Here is a 14,943-nt window from a genome sequence, read left to right on the forward strand (position 1 = left end):
GTCTTGCGTTTCCGACTCTATCAGACCGTTTCCGGTTCCGATTTCCTCGGTGCTTTCCAGGTTTCCGCTTCCGCGTTTCCCTTTCCGGCGGTTCCGACTCTACCAGACCCTTTCGGGCCTGACTCCCAGTCAGAGTGGGCTGCCTTCCCGGCCCTTGGGCCGTTCCGACGTTTCAAACCTTAGCGGATCCGCTCTGCAGCTCCTAATCGGGCTACCGAACCGTCGTACCCAAATCGAATTGAATTCGGGCACGCCGAAATCAATCCCGTTGGGAGATCGCGCTGATGGTTTGGGGTGCCGCTGATGCGGCGGAGGTGCTGCCGGAGAACCGTTACGGCTCGGCGGCAACCCGAAGAACTTTACGGATCGACCGGGGGCGTGTCAAGCACCCTCTGTCAAGATCTTTTATTCGAGCTCAGTCCAGGTCGCTGAGACGCCCGCCGGCGTCCGGCTGGGCGTGTTCCACCCTGCGCAGCAGGCGGGTGAGGACCTCGCCGAGAGCGGTGCGCTCCTCCGGTGACAGGTCCTGGAGGAGTTCGCCCTCGAAGACCGTCGCCATGCGCATCGCCTCCAGCCACTTGCCGCGGCCCTCGGGCGTCAGCTCCACGATCACGCGGACGCGGTTGGACTCGTCCCGTTCTCTGGTGACCAGGCCCTCGGCGACCATGCGGTCGATCCGGTGGGTCATCGCGGCCGGCGTGAGGCCGAGGCGCTTGGCGAGGTCGCTCGGGCCCATCCGGTAGGGGGCGCCGGAGAGGACGAGGGCCTTGAGGACCTCCCAGTCGGCGCTGCTGATGCCGAGGTTCGCGGTCTGACGGCCGTAGGCGACGTTCATACGACGGTTGAGCCGGCCCAGGGCCGAGACGATCTTCTCGACCTGGGGGTCGAGGTCCCGGAACTCGCGCTGGTAGGCGGCGATCTGTTCGTCGAGCGTCGGCTCCGGGACGCCGCTGGTGTCGGCCATGCGCGCAGTATGGCACGGGCTTCCTTTGCCTTGAAGTCCTTGAGTATGTACTCTTTAGCTTCTAAGTCTTCAGATCTAACTAGTTGATTGAGGTGACCGTGACCAGGGCGATGGGCGCAGCGATGCGCCGGATCCACGTGGGAAACGCACTCAGCGCGTTCGGGCTCGGCTTCACCGTCCCGTACCTGTACGTCTATGTGGCGCAGGTGCGGGGCCTTGGAGCCATGACGGCGGGTCTCGTGCTCGCCGTCTTCGCCGTGGCCGCGTTGATCGTGCTGCCGTTCGCCGGGCGGGCCATCGTCCGGCGCGGTCCGCAACCGGTTCTCATCGTCGCCCTGGTCCTCGCCGCTCTCGGGTCCATGAGCCTGGGGCTCGCGGGCAGTGCGACGGCGGTGCTGCTGTCGGCCGCCGCGCTCGGGGCCGGGCAGGCCGTGATGCAGCCGGCGCTCGCCACGATGATCGTGGACTGCTCTACGGCCGAGACGCGGTCGCGTGCCTTTGCGATGCAGTTCTTTCTGCAGAACCTCGGGCTCGGGGTCGGCGGGCTCATCGGCGGTCATCTGGTCGACACGACCAGCGCCGCCTCCTTCACGCTGCTCTTCGGGATCGAGTCGGTGATGTTCCTGGTGCTCGCCGGGGTCGTCGCGACCGTGCGGATGCCGCATTCGCCGAGCATCGGTGCCGCTCCTTCGCAGTCCGCCAAGGGTGCCTGGAAGCAGCTGCTCGGCAACCGCGCCATGGTGCAGCTGAGCGTGCTCGGCTTCGTGCTGTTCTTCGCCTGCTACGGGCAGTTCGAGTCCGGGTTGAGTGCGTACGGGGTCGAGGCCGCCGGTATCTCGACGTCCGCGCTCGGGACGGCGCTGGCCGCGAACACCGCGATGATCGTGGTCGCGCAGTTCGCCGTGCTGAAGTTCGTCGAGCGGCGTCGGCGCTCGCGCGTGATCGCGGCCGTAGGAATGATCTGGGCGCTGGCCTGGGTCACCGCCGGGTTCGCGGGGCTCGGGCACGGGAGTCAGGAGATGGCCACGGCCGCCTTCGTGTCGACGTACGCGCTGTTCGGGCTCGGTGAGGCGATGCTGTCGCCGACCGTCGCTCCGCTGGTCGCCGATCTGGCGCCGGAGGGGATGGCCGGGCAGTACAACTCGGCCTTCGCCCTGGTGAAGCAGCTCGCGCTGGCCCTCGGGCCCGCGGTGGGCGGGCCGCTCGGGGCCTCGCTGCCCGGCCCGTACGTCGTGACGTTCTTCTTGTTCTCGCTGGGGATCAGCGTGCTCGCCGTGCGGCTGGGGCGGCAGTTGACCGCCGTACAGGATCAGCCGTGGCGGGCGAAGGGGAGTCGGGTTGTCGCCCGGGGCAGTGTCGAGCCTGTGGGTGTGGAGGCGTAGGTCATACCTGGGCCGTCTTCGGGAGTACGAACTCGCACCAGACCGCCTTGCCGCCGCCCGGTGTGCGGCGGGAGCCCCAGTTCGAGGCGATGGTGGCGACGATCGCGATGCCTCGGCCGGACTCGTCTGCCGGTTCCGCGCGGCGGCGGCGTGGGAGGTGGTCGTCGCCGTCCGTCACCTCGACGATGAGGCGGCGGTCGGTGCGGCGGAGGCGTAGGCGCATGGGCGGGGTGCCGTGCTGGAGGCTGTTGGCGACGAGTTCGCTGGCGGCCAGGACGCCCAGGTCGTGGAGTTCGGTGGGGAAGCGCCAGCTGGTGAGGACGCCGGAGGCGAACGCACGCGCGCGTGGGGCCGCTTCGACTCCGCCGAGGAGCTCCAGGGCCGCGTTGCGGAAGAGTTCGCCGTGCGGGCCGGAGCGGGCCGGGTGCTGGATGACCAGAACGGCCACGTCGTCGTCGTGGTCCGCGGTGACGCCAAGGGAGCGGACCAGGCGGTCGCAGACCACCTGGGGGGTGCCGGTGGCGCCGGCCAGGGCGCGCTCCAGGGAGGCGATTCCCTCGTCCAGATCCTCGTCCCTGCGCTCCACCAGGCCGTCCGTGTAGAGGACCGCCGTAGAACCGGGGCTGAGCGGGATCGAGCCCGAGGAGTGGATCCAGCCGCCGGTGCCGAGCGGCGGGCCGGTGGGTTCGTCGGCGCGCTGGACCGCTCCGCTCTCGTCGCGGACGAGGATCGGGAGGTGGCCCGCCGAGGCGTACACCAGGCGGCCCTCGTTCGGGTCGAAGATGGCGTACACGCAGGTGGCGATCTGGTTGGCGTCGATCTCCGTGGCGAGGCCGTCCAGGAGCTGGAGTACCTCGTGCGGGGGCAGGTCGAGGCGGGCGTACGCGCGGACCGCCGTGCGGAGTTGGCCCATGACCGCCGCCGCCCGCACGCCTCGGCCCATGACGTCGCCGATGACCAGGGCGGTGCGGCCGCCGCCGAGGGTGATCACGTCGTACCAGTCGCCGCCGACCGCCGCCTCGGTGCCGCCGGGCTGGTAGGTCGCGGCGATGCGGAGGTCGTCGGGCTCTTCGAGTTCCTGGGGGAGGAGAGAGCGCTGGAGTGTGACGGCTGTTTCGCGCTGGCGGCGTTCGCTGGCGCGCAGGCGTTCGGCGGCCTCGGCGTGGTCGGTGACGTCGGTGGCGAAGATCAGGACGCCGCCCTCGGCGCTGTCGGCGCTCTTGGCGACCGGGGTGCAGGTGAAGGTGTACGAGCGGCCGTCGGGGCCCTTGCGGGACTTGAGGGTGCGGGGCTTGCCGCTGCGCAGGACCTGGTCGAGGAGCGGGAGCAGGCCGAGTTCGTCGAGCTCGGGGAGTGCCTCGCGGGCCGGTGCGCCCAGGGGGCGGGCGCCGAAGGCCGCGGCGTAGGCGTCGTTCACGTACGCGATGCGCTGGTCGGGGCCGTGCACGAGGGCGACGAGGGCCGGGACGCGGTCGAGTACCTCGCGGACGGGCAGGTCGTCGACGGCGGGGACGGGCGGTGGCTCGTCGGTGAGCTGCTCGGCGCGGGCCGCGGGCACGGAACCTTCTCCCCGCCGGTCCGGGGTGACCGTGTGGTCGGTCCGCGCTGCGGCGCGGCGCTGCGTTCCGGGGAGCCGGGCGCTCCAGCGCGTGAAGTTCACGAATCCTTGCCTCGTGTAGGTGGTGTCGGCCCGCTCCGGACCCTGCCGGGGGTCCGGGGGTTGGCCCCCGGGGGATGCAGCACAGTGGGGAAAGCCTCTTGGGTGAGAAGGGCGAGCGCGGGCCCGCCCGAAGTCGTGGACCAGTCTGGCAGTGTGACCGAACCTGGGCGACATTCGTCAGACGCCGGGGCGGTCGGTGGAGTTCCTCGGTCCGGTCAGTTCGACCCCTTCGGGTCGTGTGGAGGCTTTCCACCGGCCGCGAGTTCGAACTCCGCTCGGGGATGTTCGAGCGAACCGAGGGAGACGATCTCCCGTTTGAAGAGCCCCGCCAGCGTCCATTCGGCGAGCACACGGGCCTTGCGGTTGAAGGTGGGCACCCTGCTGAGGTGGTAGACGCGGTGCATGAACCAGGCAGGGTAGCCCTTCAGCTTGCGTCCGTAGACCTGCGCGACGCCTTTGTGCAGTCCCAGGGAGGCGACCGAGCCGACGTACTTGTGGGCGTACGTCTGAAGGGGCTCCTCGCGCAGGGAGTGCGCGATGTTGTCGCCGAGGACCTTGGCCTGGCGTACGGCGTGTTGGGCGTTGGGGGCGGTGTCCGTGCCGGGTGCGGACGCGGTGACATCGGGGACGGCGGCCGCGTCTCCCGCCGCCCACGCGTGCGTGGCGCCCTCGATCGTCAGCTCGGCGGTGCACTTGAGGCGGCCGTGGGTGGTGAGCGGGAGGTCGGTGGCGGCGAGGACCGGGTGGGGTTTCACGCCGGCCGTCCACACGAGCGTGCGGGTCGGGAAGCGCTGGCCGTCGCTGATGACGGCGACACGGTCGACGCAGGATTCGAGGCGGGTCTCCAGGAGGACCTGGATGTTGCGTCTGCGGAGCTGGGTGACGGTGTAGGTGCCCATCTCCTCGCCGACCTCGGGGAGGATGCGGTTCGAGGCCTCTACGAGGATCCACTTCATGTCGTCGACGTCGACGTTGTGGTAGTAGCGCACGGCGTAACGGGCCATGTCCTCCAGCTCGCCGAGTGCCTCGACGCCGGCGTAACCGCCTCCTACGAAGACGAAGGTCAGGGCCGCGTCGCGGATCGCGGGGTCGCGGGTGGAGGAGGCGATGTCCATCTGCTCGATGACGTGGTTGCGCAGGCCGATGGCCTCCTCGACGGTCTTGAAGCCGATGCCGTGGTCGGCGAGGCCGGGGATCGGGAGGGTGCGCGAGATCGAGCCGGGGGCCAGGACGAGTTCGTCGTACGACAGCTCTTCCGTGCCGGTGCCCTCCTCCTCGGTGGCGAGGGTGCTGAGGGTCGCGGTGCGCTTGCCGTGGTCGATGGCGGTGGCCTCGCCGATGACGATCCGGCACCGGTCGAGGACGCGGCGCAGGGGGACGACGACGTGGCGGGGGGAGATCGAACCGGCGGCGGCCTCGGGGAGAAACGGCTGATACGTCATGTAAGGGTCGGGGGAGACGACCGTGATCTCGACCTGCCCTCGCCTGATTTCACGTTTCAACTTCTTCTGAAGGCGCAGGGCTGTGTACATCCCGACGTAGCCGCCACCGACAACCAGAATGCGCGCGCGTTCCTTCACCATCCCATGACGCACCCGGCGCTGGAGTTTGTCCACAGCCTCGACAATTTGTGTGACCGGCGGCGGAGGGCGCGCGGGGCCGCCGGAATTGCCGGAGTGCGGGGCAGGTGCGCAGGTCAGTAGGGGTGATCGGGGTGGTGCCCGACGGCGCAATCGGGACTTATGTGATCCGTACTCCGATCGGGGGGCGCTCCGTGCGGAACCTGCCCCTTCTGAATTGACCCCCTCTCAACTATGTTCGTGTGTCGACGGGGTGAAGGGGGATGTGCTCAGCGAGTCCGCGAAGAGCGGGGCTCGCGAACCGGGCTTGTCTCACGATGCTCCGGCTGCCGATGGCGGGGAGTCTCCGGGGGGAGACGTCATTAACCGGGGGAACGTGTATGCATATTCAGGACTCGCATTGGACATCCGCGTCAGCCGTCGCATCCGGCGGCGCGGTCGGAGCGACGGCGGGAAACGGACGCGGGGACAGTTCGCGTACGACGCCGTTGCGGGTGGACGCACAGCGCAATCTGGAGCATGTGCTGCGTGCGGCGCGTGAGGTCTTCGGCGAGCTGGGATACGGCGCGCCGATGGAGGACGTGGCGCGGCGCGCGCGGGTCGGTGTCGGCACGGTGTACCGGCGCTTCCCGAGCAAGGACGTCCTGGTGCGTCGGATAGCCGAGGAGGAGACCTCCCGGCTGACCGACCAGGCGCGTTCGGCGCTCGGCCAGGAGGACGAGCCGTGGTCGGCGCTGTCGCGCTTCCTGCGGACGTCGGTGGCCTCGGGCGCGGGGCGGCTGCTGCCGCCGCAGGTGCTGCGGGTTGGCGTCGCCGATGAGGGTGAGGGTGCTGCTCTCCTCGACGAGGCGCGGGTGCCGCAGCAGCGGACACAACCGGGTACGGGTGAACTGCGGCTGGTGCCGGAGGAGTCGGCGGGGGTCTTGAGCTCCGCGGACTACGACGCCGGGGCGGTGGCGCTGCTGGAGGTCGTGGGGCAGTTGGTGGATCGGGCGCGGGCGGCTGGGCAGTTGCGGGCGGACGTGTCGGTCTCGGATGTGCTGCTGGTGATTGCCACGGCGGCGCCCTCGTTGCCGGATGCGGCGCAGCAGGCTGCGGCGTCGGCGCGGTTGCTGGATATTTTGTTGGAGGGGTTGCGGTCGCGGCCTCTGTGAGGGGCGGGGGGCGCGGTGACGTGGTCCTTGGCGGATGTGGCACCCGGTGTTGGTGCGGGCGTCTTCTGGGGGCTGCGCCCCCAGACCCCCATCGGCCCTGAAGGGGCCTCGTCCTCAAACGCCGGACGGGCTGATTTTGCGGGCCTGTGCCGAAAAGGTGCCGGACGGGCTGAAAATGCCGGCCCGCAGCCCGTTCGCGGGTGACTCGAATAGGTGACTGTGGGGCGGGGGTGCCGGGCATTTCGGTCACCGTCGCCAACTCCCGATCCGGGGGCGAGAGTTGAGCCTTCCCCGGAGGGGTGAACGCTAGTACTGCGTTGCGGGAAGTCCCCACGGATGAGTGGAAGGTCTGTCCGACGGGGTCCTGAACAAAAGCCAATATGGCACGCTGACCCGGTGTTCGGGACTGGTTGGACTGGCTGGGCAGGCGGCGGGGGCTTTCCGCGATGAGCGTTGACGGGCGGGACGAGTCACTGGGTGACGGTGACCCGGAGGCCGGTGGGCTGACCTCACCACAGGTGCCGAGTCAGGGTGGGCCGAGCGGTGTCCCCCAGGGTGGCGATCCCGGCGAGGGCAGCGTCCCGCCGCAGCGCGAAGGCAGCGTTCTGCCGCCGCCCCCGGCGCCGTTGGAGCTGCCGCCCGCCGATGCCTCGCTGATCGAGCGGATGCGCGCCGGTGACGACACGGCGTACGAGGCGTTGTACCGGCGCCACGCGGACGCCGTGCGCCGCTACGCCCGTACCTGCTGCCGGGACGCGCACACCGCCGACGACCTCACCGCCGAGGTCTTCGCCCGCATGCTCCAGGCGGTGCGCGGCGGCTCCGGGCCCGAGCACGCCGTACGCGCGTATCTGCTGACGTCCGTCCGGCGCGTCGCCGCGAACTGGACGAAGTCAGCGAAGCGGGAGCAACTCGTCGACGACTTCGCGGTGTTCGCCGCGCAGTCCGCGCGGGTGTCGGAAGTGTCGGACGACGACACGCTCGACCTGGGCGCCGACGTACGCGCCATGCACGAAGCCGAGCAGTCGATGGCGATGCAGGCCTTCCGGTCGCTGCCCGAGCGGTGGCAGGCCGTGCTGTGGCACACCGAGGTCGAGGACGAGTCGCCGAGCGAGGTCGCCACGCTCTTCGGGCTCGACGCCAACGGCACGCGCGTGCTGGCCAGTCGGGCCCGCGAGGGCCTCAAGCAGGCCTATCTCCAGGCCCATGTCAGCACCACCCTCACCGACGACGAGGAGTGCGCGCGCTACGCCGACCAGCTCGGCACCTACGCCCGCCGCCGCCTGCGCACCCGCGCCGAACGCGGGCTGCGCAAGCACCTGGAGGAGTGCGCCAAGTGCCGGCTGGCCGCGCTGCAGATCGAAGAGGTCGCCAGCGGTATCCCGGCGGTCGTCCCGGTCGCGGTCATCGGCTGGTTCGGCGCCGCCGGGTACGCGAAGGCGGTCGCGCTCATCGCAGGTGGTGCGAGCGCGGGTGCGGCCGGTGCCGCGGGTGCCGCCGCCGCTGCGGGCGGGAGTTCGTCCGGCGGGGCCGGTGCCGGGGGCGCGGCGGCCTCCGAGGGGCTCGGCGCGCCGGTGAAGGCGGGCATCGCGGCCGGTGTGGTCGCCACGGCGGCAGCGGCCGCGATCGCCCTCGCGCTGGCCGGCAGCACCCACAGCCCGGCGAAGAAGCCCGAGGCGAAACCGGCGCCCTCGTCCTCCCCCATCGCCCAGCCCGAGTCGACGCCCCCGGCGCCCCCGAAGAAGCAACCGGCCCCGGAACCAGCGGTGTTGAAGCCCCGGCCCACGCCCACTCCGACCCCGACGCCCACCTCCCGGGCGAAGCCGACGCCGACACCCAGGGCCACCCCGACCCCGAGGCCGACACCCACGCCCACCCCGACGCCCACTCCCACCCCGACCCCGACCCCGACGCCCCCACCAGCGCCGACGATCTTCCAGGTCAGCGAGCTCTCGTACAACGTCAACGGCGACGGCACCGCGCCGGAGATCCAGCTCGGCGAGAGCAGTTGGGTGTGGCAGCGCCACGGCGTCTCGATCGGCGGCACGCGGTACGCGCACGGGGCGACCGTGCACGGCCGGTCCTCCGTCACGATCGACCTCAACCGCCAGTGCGTCTCCTACGACGCGACGGTCGGCGTCGACGACATGACGCTGGGGCTCGGCAAGGTCTACTTCTCGGTGTACGCCGACGGGGTCCGGCTGTGGAGGTCCGGGGAGATCGACGGCGGGGACCCGGCGGTGCCCGTCCATGTCGACATCGCCGGGCGGAAGACCGTACGGCTCGTGGTCGAACCGCACAGCTCCTTCGACGACCTGGCGCTGGCGGACTGGGCGGAGTCGAAATTCACGTGCCGGTAGGGCGCTCTGCCCGGCCGGGCAGCTGGGCCAGTACGTCGGCGACGGTGAGGGTCCCGCCGCGGGCGCGCTCGGCGGCGTAGCGCTCGGGGCCCAGTGCGGTGCGGGCGGCGGCTTCGACGCGTTCGGCGTGTCCCCGCTCCGGCATGGGGCGGGGATGGCCGCCGCGCCATTGGTCGGCGGCCGCCAACAGCCGCACCGCGCGCGGTAGTTCGTCGAGCTCGGCGAGTAGCAGTGCCCCGTGGTCCAGCAGGGCGGCGGTAACCGCCTCGGCGCAGCGCAGTTCCACGGCCTCGCGCAGGGCGGCGGTCATCGCCTCCAGCCCGCGCTCCGGGCCGGACTCGGCGCTCGTGACCAGGGCGTCGACCGCGCCCAGTGCCGCCCGGAACTGGGGCGGCGGTGTGCCGCGTCCGCTCTCCGCGCGGGCCTGGTCGCAGAACTCGCGGGCCCGGGCCGGCTCCCCGTCCTCCAGGGCGATGTGGGCGCGCAGCAGCAGGATGAACGCGTGGGCGTCCGCCACCCCGTGCCGGTCGGTCGCCTCGGTCGCCTCGTCCAGGCCCGCGAGCGCGCTCTCGCGGTCCCCGGCGCGGAAGGCCAGCTCGGCGAGGCGGGCGATGAGGAACGGCGTCTCGGTGTACGCGCCGACCTCGTAGGCGAGCGCCAGCGCCTCCTCGTAGGCCTCCTTCGCCTCCTCGAAGCGGCTGCGGCTCATGGCGGCCTCGCCGATCGCGCTGGAGACCTGGGCCCGCACCCAGCGGTCGCCGACGCGGCGGCAGAGCCCGCGCAGTTCCTCCAGGTCGTCGTCGACGCCGGCCATGCCGCCCGGGGAGTCGACGACCATGTGCGTGCGGAACATCAGGATGACGGCGACCTCCCAGTCGCCGCCGTACGCACGGGCGTTGGCGACCGCCACGTCCATGACGTCCCGGATGTCCATCGTGTCGCGCAGGAAGTAGGCGGTGAACGGCCAGGCGAGCCCCGGCATCCGGGCCGCGTCCGGGCCGCCCTCGGCGAAGTGGCCCTGCACCAGCGTGACGTACCGGCGCAGCCGCTCGTCGCGCAGTCCGTTCGGCAGGTGGTCCAGGGCGCCGGACTCGGCCCCGAGGAAGAGGTGCAGCATGCGGAGGTTCATCCGCTGGGCGCGCAGCGGATGGCCGATGTCCGCGTCCGGGTCGGCGAGGTAGGCGCCGAACGGGTCGGGCGCGCCCGCGGCCGTGATGAGGGCGAGGATGCGCTCGGCCCATTCGACGCCCTCGCGGCGGTAGTTGCGCAGCCACCAGAACCAGCCGACGGCGAGGGCCAGCGCGCCCGCCCGGTCCTCCTCGCCCGCGGTGACGGCCCGGTCCAGGGCGGCGCGGATGTTGTCCAGCTCGGTCTCCAGGCGGGCGATCCACGGGAGTTGGTCGCCGGAGCGGAGCAGTGGTTCGGCCTTCTCGACGAGGGCGCGCACCCAGGCCCCGTGCCGGCGCTCGGCGGCCGTCCGCAGGTCGGGGGTCTCGGCGGCGCGCTCCACGGCGTACTCGTGGATGGTCTCCAGCATGCGGTAGCGCATGCCGTCGTGCGCCTCGCCCGGGGTGGCCACGATCAGGGACTTGTCGACCAGGGCGCCGACGAGGTGGGCGGCGGGGCCGGTGCACACGGTCTCCGCCGCCGCGAGGTCCCAGCCGCCGGCGAACACGGAGACCTCGCGCAGCAGGGTGCGCTCGTCCTCGTCGAGCAGGTCCCAGGACCAGTCGACAACGGCCCGCAGGGTCTGCTGGCGGGGCAGGACCGTACGGCTGCCGGAGGTGAGGAGGCGGAAGCGGTCGTCGAGGCGGTCGGCGATCTGCCGCGGGGTGAGCAACCGGAGCCGGGCGGCGGCCAGTTCGATGGCGAGGGGCAGGCCGTCGAGGCGGCGGCAGATCTCCGCGACCGCCTCCGTGTCCTGGAGCACGGTCCCCGCGTCGGGGCGGACGGCGGCGGCGCGCTCCGCGAACAGACGGTGTGCCTGGTCGGGGACGAGGGGCTCGACCGGGCGCACCGACTCGCCGGGGACGCCCAGGGGTTCACGGCTGGTGGCGAGGATCGTGAGGCCCGGGCAGCGGGTCAGGAGGGTCTCGGCGAGGTCGGCCACCGCGTCGATGACATGTTCGCAGTTGTCAAGGATCAGGAGCCGGCCGCGCGCGGCGCAGTGCTCCAACAGCAGGGCGACCGGGTCGTCCTGCGGGCTCGCCAGCTCGGTGGTCATCAGCACGGTCTCGCGCAGACCGAGGGCACTGACCACCGCGCCCGGCACCGCCTCCGGCCGGTCGAGCCGGGCCAGCTCGACCAGCCACGCCTGCGGCAGCCCGGCGGCGGCTTCCTCGGCGAGACGGGTCTTTCCGGAGCCGCCCGGTCCGGTGAGGGTGACGAGGCGGGCCCTGTGCACTTCGGAACGGATGGCGGCGATCTCGGGTTCCCGGCCCACGAAAGAGGTAAGCCGTGGACGCAGGTTGCCGTTGCGTTCGGGCTGTTGAGTGGGGCGGACCGATGGCGCCGGCCTGAGCAACTCGCCGTGCAGCGCCCGCAGTTCCGGCCCGGGGTCGGTGCCCAGTTCCTCCGCGAGCGCGCGCCGGAGGGCCTCGTACGCGGCCAGCGCGTCGGCCTCCCGGCCCGAGTCGCGCAGGGCGCGGATGAGGAGGGCGTGCAGCGGTTCGTCGTAGGGATGCGCGGAGGTCAGTTCCTTCAGCTCCGGTACGGCGTCGACCGCGCGGCCCAGCAGCAGGTCGGCCTCGACGCGGGCGCGGGTCGCCTCCTGGCGCAGCGCGTCCGGGCGGGCGGCGGCGGAGCGGTCGGGGAGGTCGGCGAGGGCCGGGCCGCGCCACAGGGCGAGTGCCTCGTCGAGGTCGCGGGCGGCGACGGTCGCCTCGCCCCGGTCGAGGGCGGCCGTACCCCGGCGTACGAGGTGTTCGAAGACGAACAGGTCGACGTCGTCCCGGGTCGCCGCGAGGCGGTAGCCGCCCGGGTCGGAGGCGATCGCGTCCTTGCCGACCGTGCGGCGGAGGCGGCCGACGAGGGCCTGGAGGGCGGCCGGGGCGTCCTGGGGAGGTTCGTCCGCCCACACCTCGTCGATCAGGGTGCCGAAGGGGACGACCCGGCCCGGGTGCAGGGCGAGGGCGGCGAGCAGGGCGCGCAGCCGCGCACCGCCGAGGGGTACGGCGGTGCCCTGGTCGTCCTCCGCCCGGGTGCTGCCCAGGATTCTGTACCGCACCGGGCCATTGTCGCCGGGTACGTGGTCCAAGGTCACGGCGTTTCGCGGCGGGGCACTGGGCTTGGGCTGGTTTGTGGCGATGTGCTGCTCGTCGGGGTGCGGGGTCCGTAGGGCGACACGGGCAGCCAGCCGGGCGGGCGGCGACGGCCGACCGAGGCAGCGGAGATCATGAACTGGCGGACAGGATGCTGACGTTGACGTTGCGCGGGCTGAAGCCGTAGCGCAATGGGTTGTTGGTCGTCTGCGGCGCCGTCGTGGCCGGTCGCGCAGTTCCTCGCGCCCCTTCAGGGCAATAACACCTGCGTAGACCTGCCACCCTCGCCGCCCGTTCCCGCTCGGGAGATTCCCCGCCGGAACTCCCGGACTCAGCGCACCCTGCTCACACCACCCCCGCACCCCCGCCGGAGGCCAACGCCCCCCGCTGCGGCCTGATCCCCGCCGGTACCGCACGCGCGCGTGCGGGTGTTCCCGTCCAGCATGTGCCCCGGCGGGCCAGCAGCCGGCCCAGCCACAGTTCCAGGGAGACCAGGTCCGCGAGGCCGTCCAGGGGCAGCGGCTCGCCCTGTGCCGCCGCGCGCAGCGCCTTGCGGACGACGCGGGCCTCCACCAGGCCGGCCTGCGCGAGCAGCGGTGTGTCGAAGAGGTCGATCAAGGAGTCCGCGGCCACCCGGAGTCCCGTGCGGGCCGCGGCTGCCGACGACGCGTGGGAGGGGGCGCCCCAGCCGGGCGGGAGGTCGCCCACGCCGGCGCCCTCCAGGACCGTACGGAGGATGGCAGCCCGGGCCCCGGGCTGGACCCGTAGCGCCTCGGGAAGGGTGCGACAGGCGCGGACTACCTGGTTGTCGAGGAAGGGCATGTGCAGCCGCTGGGAGCGGATCTCGGCGGCCTGTTCGAGGACGCGCAGGTCCCCCGCGTGCCGGGCGAGTGCGGCCCGTGCGCGGAAGTCGCCGGGGCGCTGTCCCGGGCCGACCCCCTGGCCCTGGCGGCTGGGCGCCCCTTGTAGGCGAACCGATACTTCTGCGAGGGCCTCGCCGGTCAGCCAGCGGGCCGCGGGGCCCGGTCTGGCCCAGGTGAGCGCGGCGAGGGACGCCCCGACGGCGCCGCCGGGCTCCTCGAAGCGCTGGTGCAGGAGGCGGTCGGCGAGAACTTCGAGACCCGCGCCGTAGGGCGTGCGGGCGAGGCGGCGGGCCGCGCCGTACACGCGCGCGGGGACCATCACCGAACCGTCCGCCTTCGCCAACGCGGCCACCGGGCGCACCAGATGACGTCGTTTGCGGTCCATCAGCAAATCCGCGAGACGCGCGGGGTGTGCGTCCAGGACCTGGCGGGCGCCGTATCCGGTGAAGTGGTCGGCGCTGCCCGCCGCGAGCCGCGCGCGGTGGCGGGCGGCGGTGATCAGGGAGGGGCCGGGTTCGTCGGTGAGGGGGCCGTCGAGTTCGGCGTACGGCAGGACGTCCTCGCCGCCGGTCACCACCACGTGGTGCAGTCGGGGGTTGGCCGCGAGGGTGCCCGCCCGCTCCACCTCGGACTCGCGCCCGCGCACGGCGAGATCGTTGAACGTGACGGCGAGGAGCCGCTCGCCCGCGCCGGTGCCGTGCCCCAGGACCGTGCCCGGCGCCCCCGGCAGCCCGGCGGCGAGCAGGGCGAGGGTCCCAGAGGCAGGGCCCCCGGAGAGGTCGGCGCCGATCCCGGGGACGGGCATCCCGCGCGCGGCACGCCGTTCCGCGGGCCCCATGCCGGGGACAGGCCCCGGGTCGATGTCGGGAACGTGCCGGGGCGCGGACAGGCGCGCACGCACGGCTTCGACGAGTGCGTCGCGTACGGCGTCCACCGCACTGTCGGGGTCAACAGGCGCGGCGGCGACGGCGAGGGAGGCGACCGGCTCGTACCCGGCGATCTCGCGCGCCCCGGCGCGCAGGATCAGCGCATGCCCCGGCGGAATGCGACGTACCCCGTCGTACGGCGTGGAGTCGTGCAGCGCGCCCGGCACGTCCGGGGCGGCGAGCAGCGCGGCGAGGTGCCCGAAGTCGAGGTTGGCCTCGATGAGGTCGGCGAGCGGGAGCGCGGCAGTTGAGTAGGCCGTACCGCCGGCCCAGGGGGTGTAGAACACCGGCTTGGCGCCCGCGAGATCGCCGCAGACCATGGTGCGGCGGCCGACCTTGACGACCGCCGTGTAACTGCCGGACCAGGCCGTCAGATGCCGAAGTGCCCCTCCGCGCGCGGAGAACAGGCTGAGGCGCAATTCCTCGTCGGTGGCACCGCACGTACCGAGGACCGCGATGCGGGTCTCCGCGTCGACCTTCACGACCCGCACCTCGTCGGGCCGCCAGTCGCCGACCGCCCAGAGCGGATCCGGGTCGCCCCACAGGAGTTGGGACCCCACCGGGTGCACCGTCTCCCCGTCGAGCCCGGTCGCGCCCGCGGAACCGATCGCGGCGGCTCCAGCGGCGGTACTGCTCCATCCCACCAACCACCGCATCGACGCCTCCACAGGCTGTGGACAACCAGTGCACCGCACGAACTGGGCACCATGCTGCCATGAAGGACGCCTTCCGGAGAGCGCGAGAAGCCGCTCGAGATCGCGTAAGTACGCCCAGGACAAGGGACAACCGGACAA

General features: G+C 72.3%; 8 protein-coding genes. 3 read left to right on the forward strand and 5 right to left on the reverse strand.

The features are described 5' to 3' along the window. Positions 1-415 precede the first annotated feature (415 nt). Positions 416-964, reverse strand: a complete 549-nt coding sequence (locus tag OO70_RS41945) for a MarR family winged helix-turn-helix transcriptional regulator (RefSeq protein WP_043684080.1) — start codon at positions 962-964, stop codon at positions 416-418. Between the two features lie 98 nt (positions 965-1,062). Here OO70_RS41945 and OO70_RS41950 point away from each other — a divergent pair, with 98 nt between their 5' ends. After that, the gene (locus OO70_RS41950) at positions 1,063-2,346 is read left to right on the forward strand and encodes an MFS transporter (RefSeq protein ID WP_199827509.1); all 1,284 of its coding nucleotides are present in this window, start codon (positions 1,063-1,065) and stop codon (positions 2,344-2,346) included. Position 2,347: 1 nt separating this feature from the next. On the opposite strand, the gene OO70_RS41955 is transcribed toward OO70_RS41950, so the two are convergent. Then, a complete protein-coding gene (locus OO70_RS41955) occupies positions 2,348-4,006 on the reverse strand; it encodes an ATP-binding SpoIIE family protein phosphatase (RefSeq protein WP_043684086.1) in 1,659 nt (552 codons plus the stop codon). Between the two features lie 215 nt (positions 4,007-4,221). Next, on the reverse strand, positions 4,222-5,589 hold the full coding sequence (locus tag OO70_RS41960) for an NAD(P)/FAD-dependent oxidoreductase (RefSeq protein ID WP_043684088.1): 1,368 nt from the start codon (positions 5,587-5,589) through the stop codon (positions 4,222-4,224). Positions 5,590-5,966: 377 nt separating this feature from the next. Between OO70_RS41960 and OO70_RS41965 the strand changes: the two genes are divergently transcribed. Together OO70_RS41965 and OO70_RS41970 are read left to right on the forward strand one after the other, a co-directional pair. Continuing rightward, positions 5,967-6,740, forward strand: a complete 774-nt coding sequence (locus OO70_RS41965; protein ID WP_043684090.1) for a TetR/AcrR family transcriptional regulator — start codon at positions 5,967-5,969, stop codon at positions 6,738-6,740. 446 nt (positions 6,741-7,186) lie between these two features. Then, positions 7,187-9,100 (forward strand): sigma-70 family RNA polymerase sigma factor, encoded by a 1,914-nt coding sequence (locus OO70_RS41970; RefSeq protein WP_043684092.1) that lies wholly within the window; start codon positions 7,187-7,189, stop codon positions 9,098-9,100. Here OO70_RS41970 and OO70_RS41975 read toward each other — a convergent pair. Both OO70_RS41975 and OO70_RS41980 read right to left on the reverse strand, forming a co-directional pair. After that, the gene (locus OO70_RS41975; RefSeq protein WP_043684204.1) at positions 9,087-12,326 is read right to left on the reverse strand and encodes a BTAD domain-containing putative transcriptional regulator; all 3,240 of its coding nucleotides are present in this window, start codon (positions 12,324-12,326) and stop codon (positions 9,087-9,089) included. The two genes, OO70_RS41970 and OO70_RS41975, sit on opposite strands and share 14 nt — an antisense overlap. 379 nt (positions 12,327-12,705) lie before the next feature. Then, the gene (locus tag OO70_RS41980) at positions 12,706-14,805 is read right to left on the reverse strand and encodes an asparagine synthase-related protein (RefSeq protein WP_043684094.1); all 2,100 of its coding nucleotides are present in this window, start codon (positions 14,803-14,805) and stop codon (positions 12,706-12,708) included. Between the last annotated feature and the right edge of the window lie 138 nt (positions 14,806-14,943).

This window comes from Streptomyces xylophagus (assembly GCF_000716435.1).
In the GTDB taxonomy this organism is placed as follows: domain Bacteria; phylum Actinomycetota; class Actinomycetes; order Streptomycetales; family Streptomycetaceae; genus Streptomyces; species Streptomyces xylophagus.

Excerpts from the sequence above, each read along its gene's own strand:
- OO70_RS41945 (WP_043684080.1), bottom strand. The coding sequence starts at position 964 with ATGGCCGACACCAGCGGCGTCCCGGAGCCGACGCTCGACGAACAGATC.
- OO70_RS41960 (WP_043684088.1), bottom strand. The coding sequence starts at position 5,589 with ATGGTGAAGGAACGCGCGCGCATTCTGGTTGTCGGTGGCGGCTACGTC.
- OO70_RS41965 (WP_043684090.1), top strand. The coding sequence starts at position 5,967 with ATGCATATTCAGGACTCGCATTGGACATCCGCGTCAGCCGTCGCATCC.
- OO70_RS41970 (WP_043684092.1), top strand. The coding sequence starts at position 7,187 with ATGAGCGTTGACGGGCGGGACGAGTCACTGGGTGACGGTGACCCGGAG.
- OO70_RS41980 (WP_043684094.1), bottom strand. The coding sequence starts at position 14,805 with ATGCGGTGGTTGGTGGGATGGAGCAGTACCGCCGCTGGAGCCGCCGCG.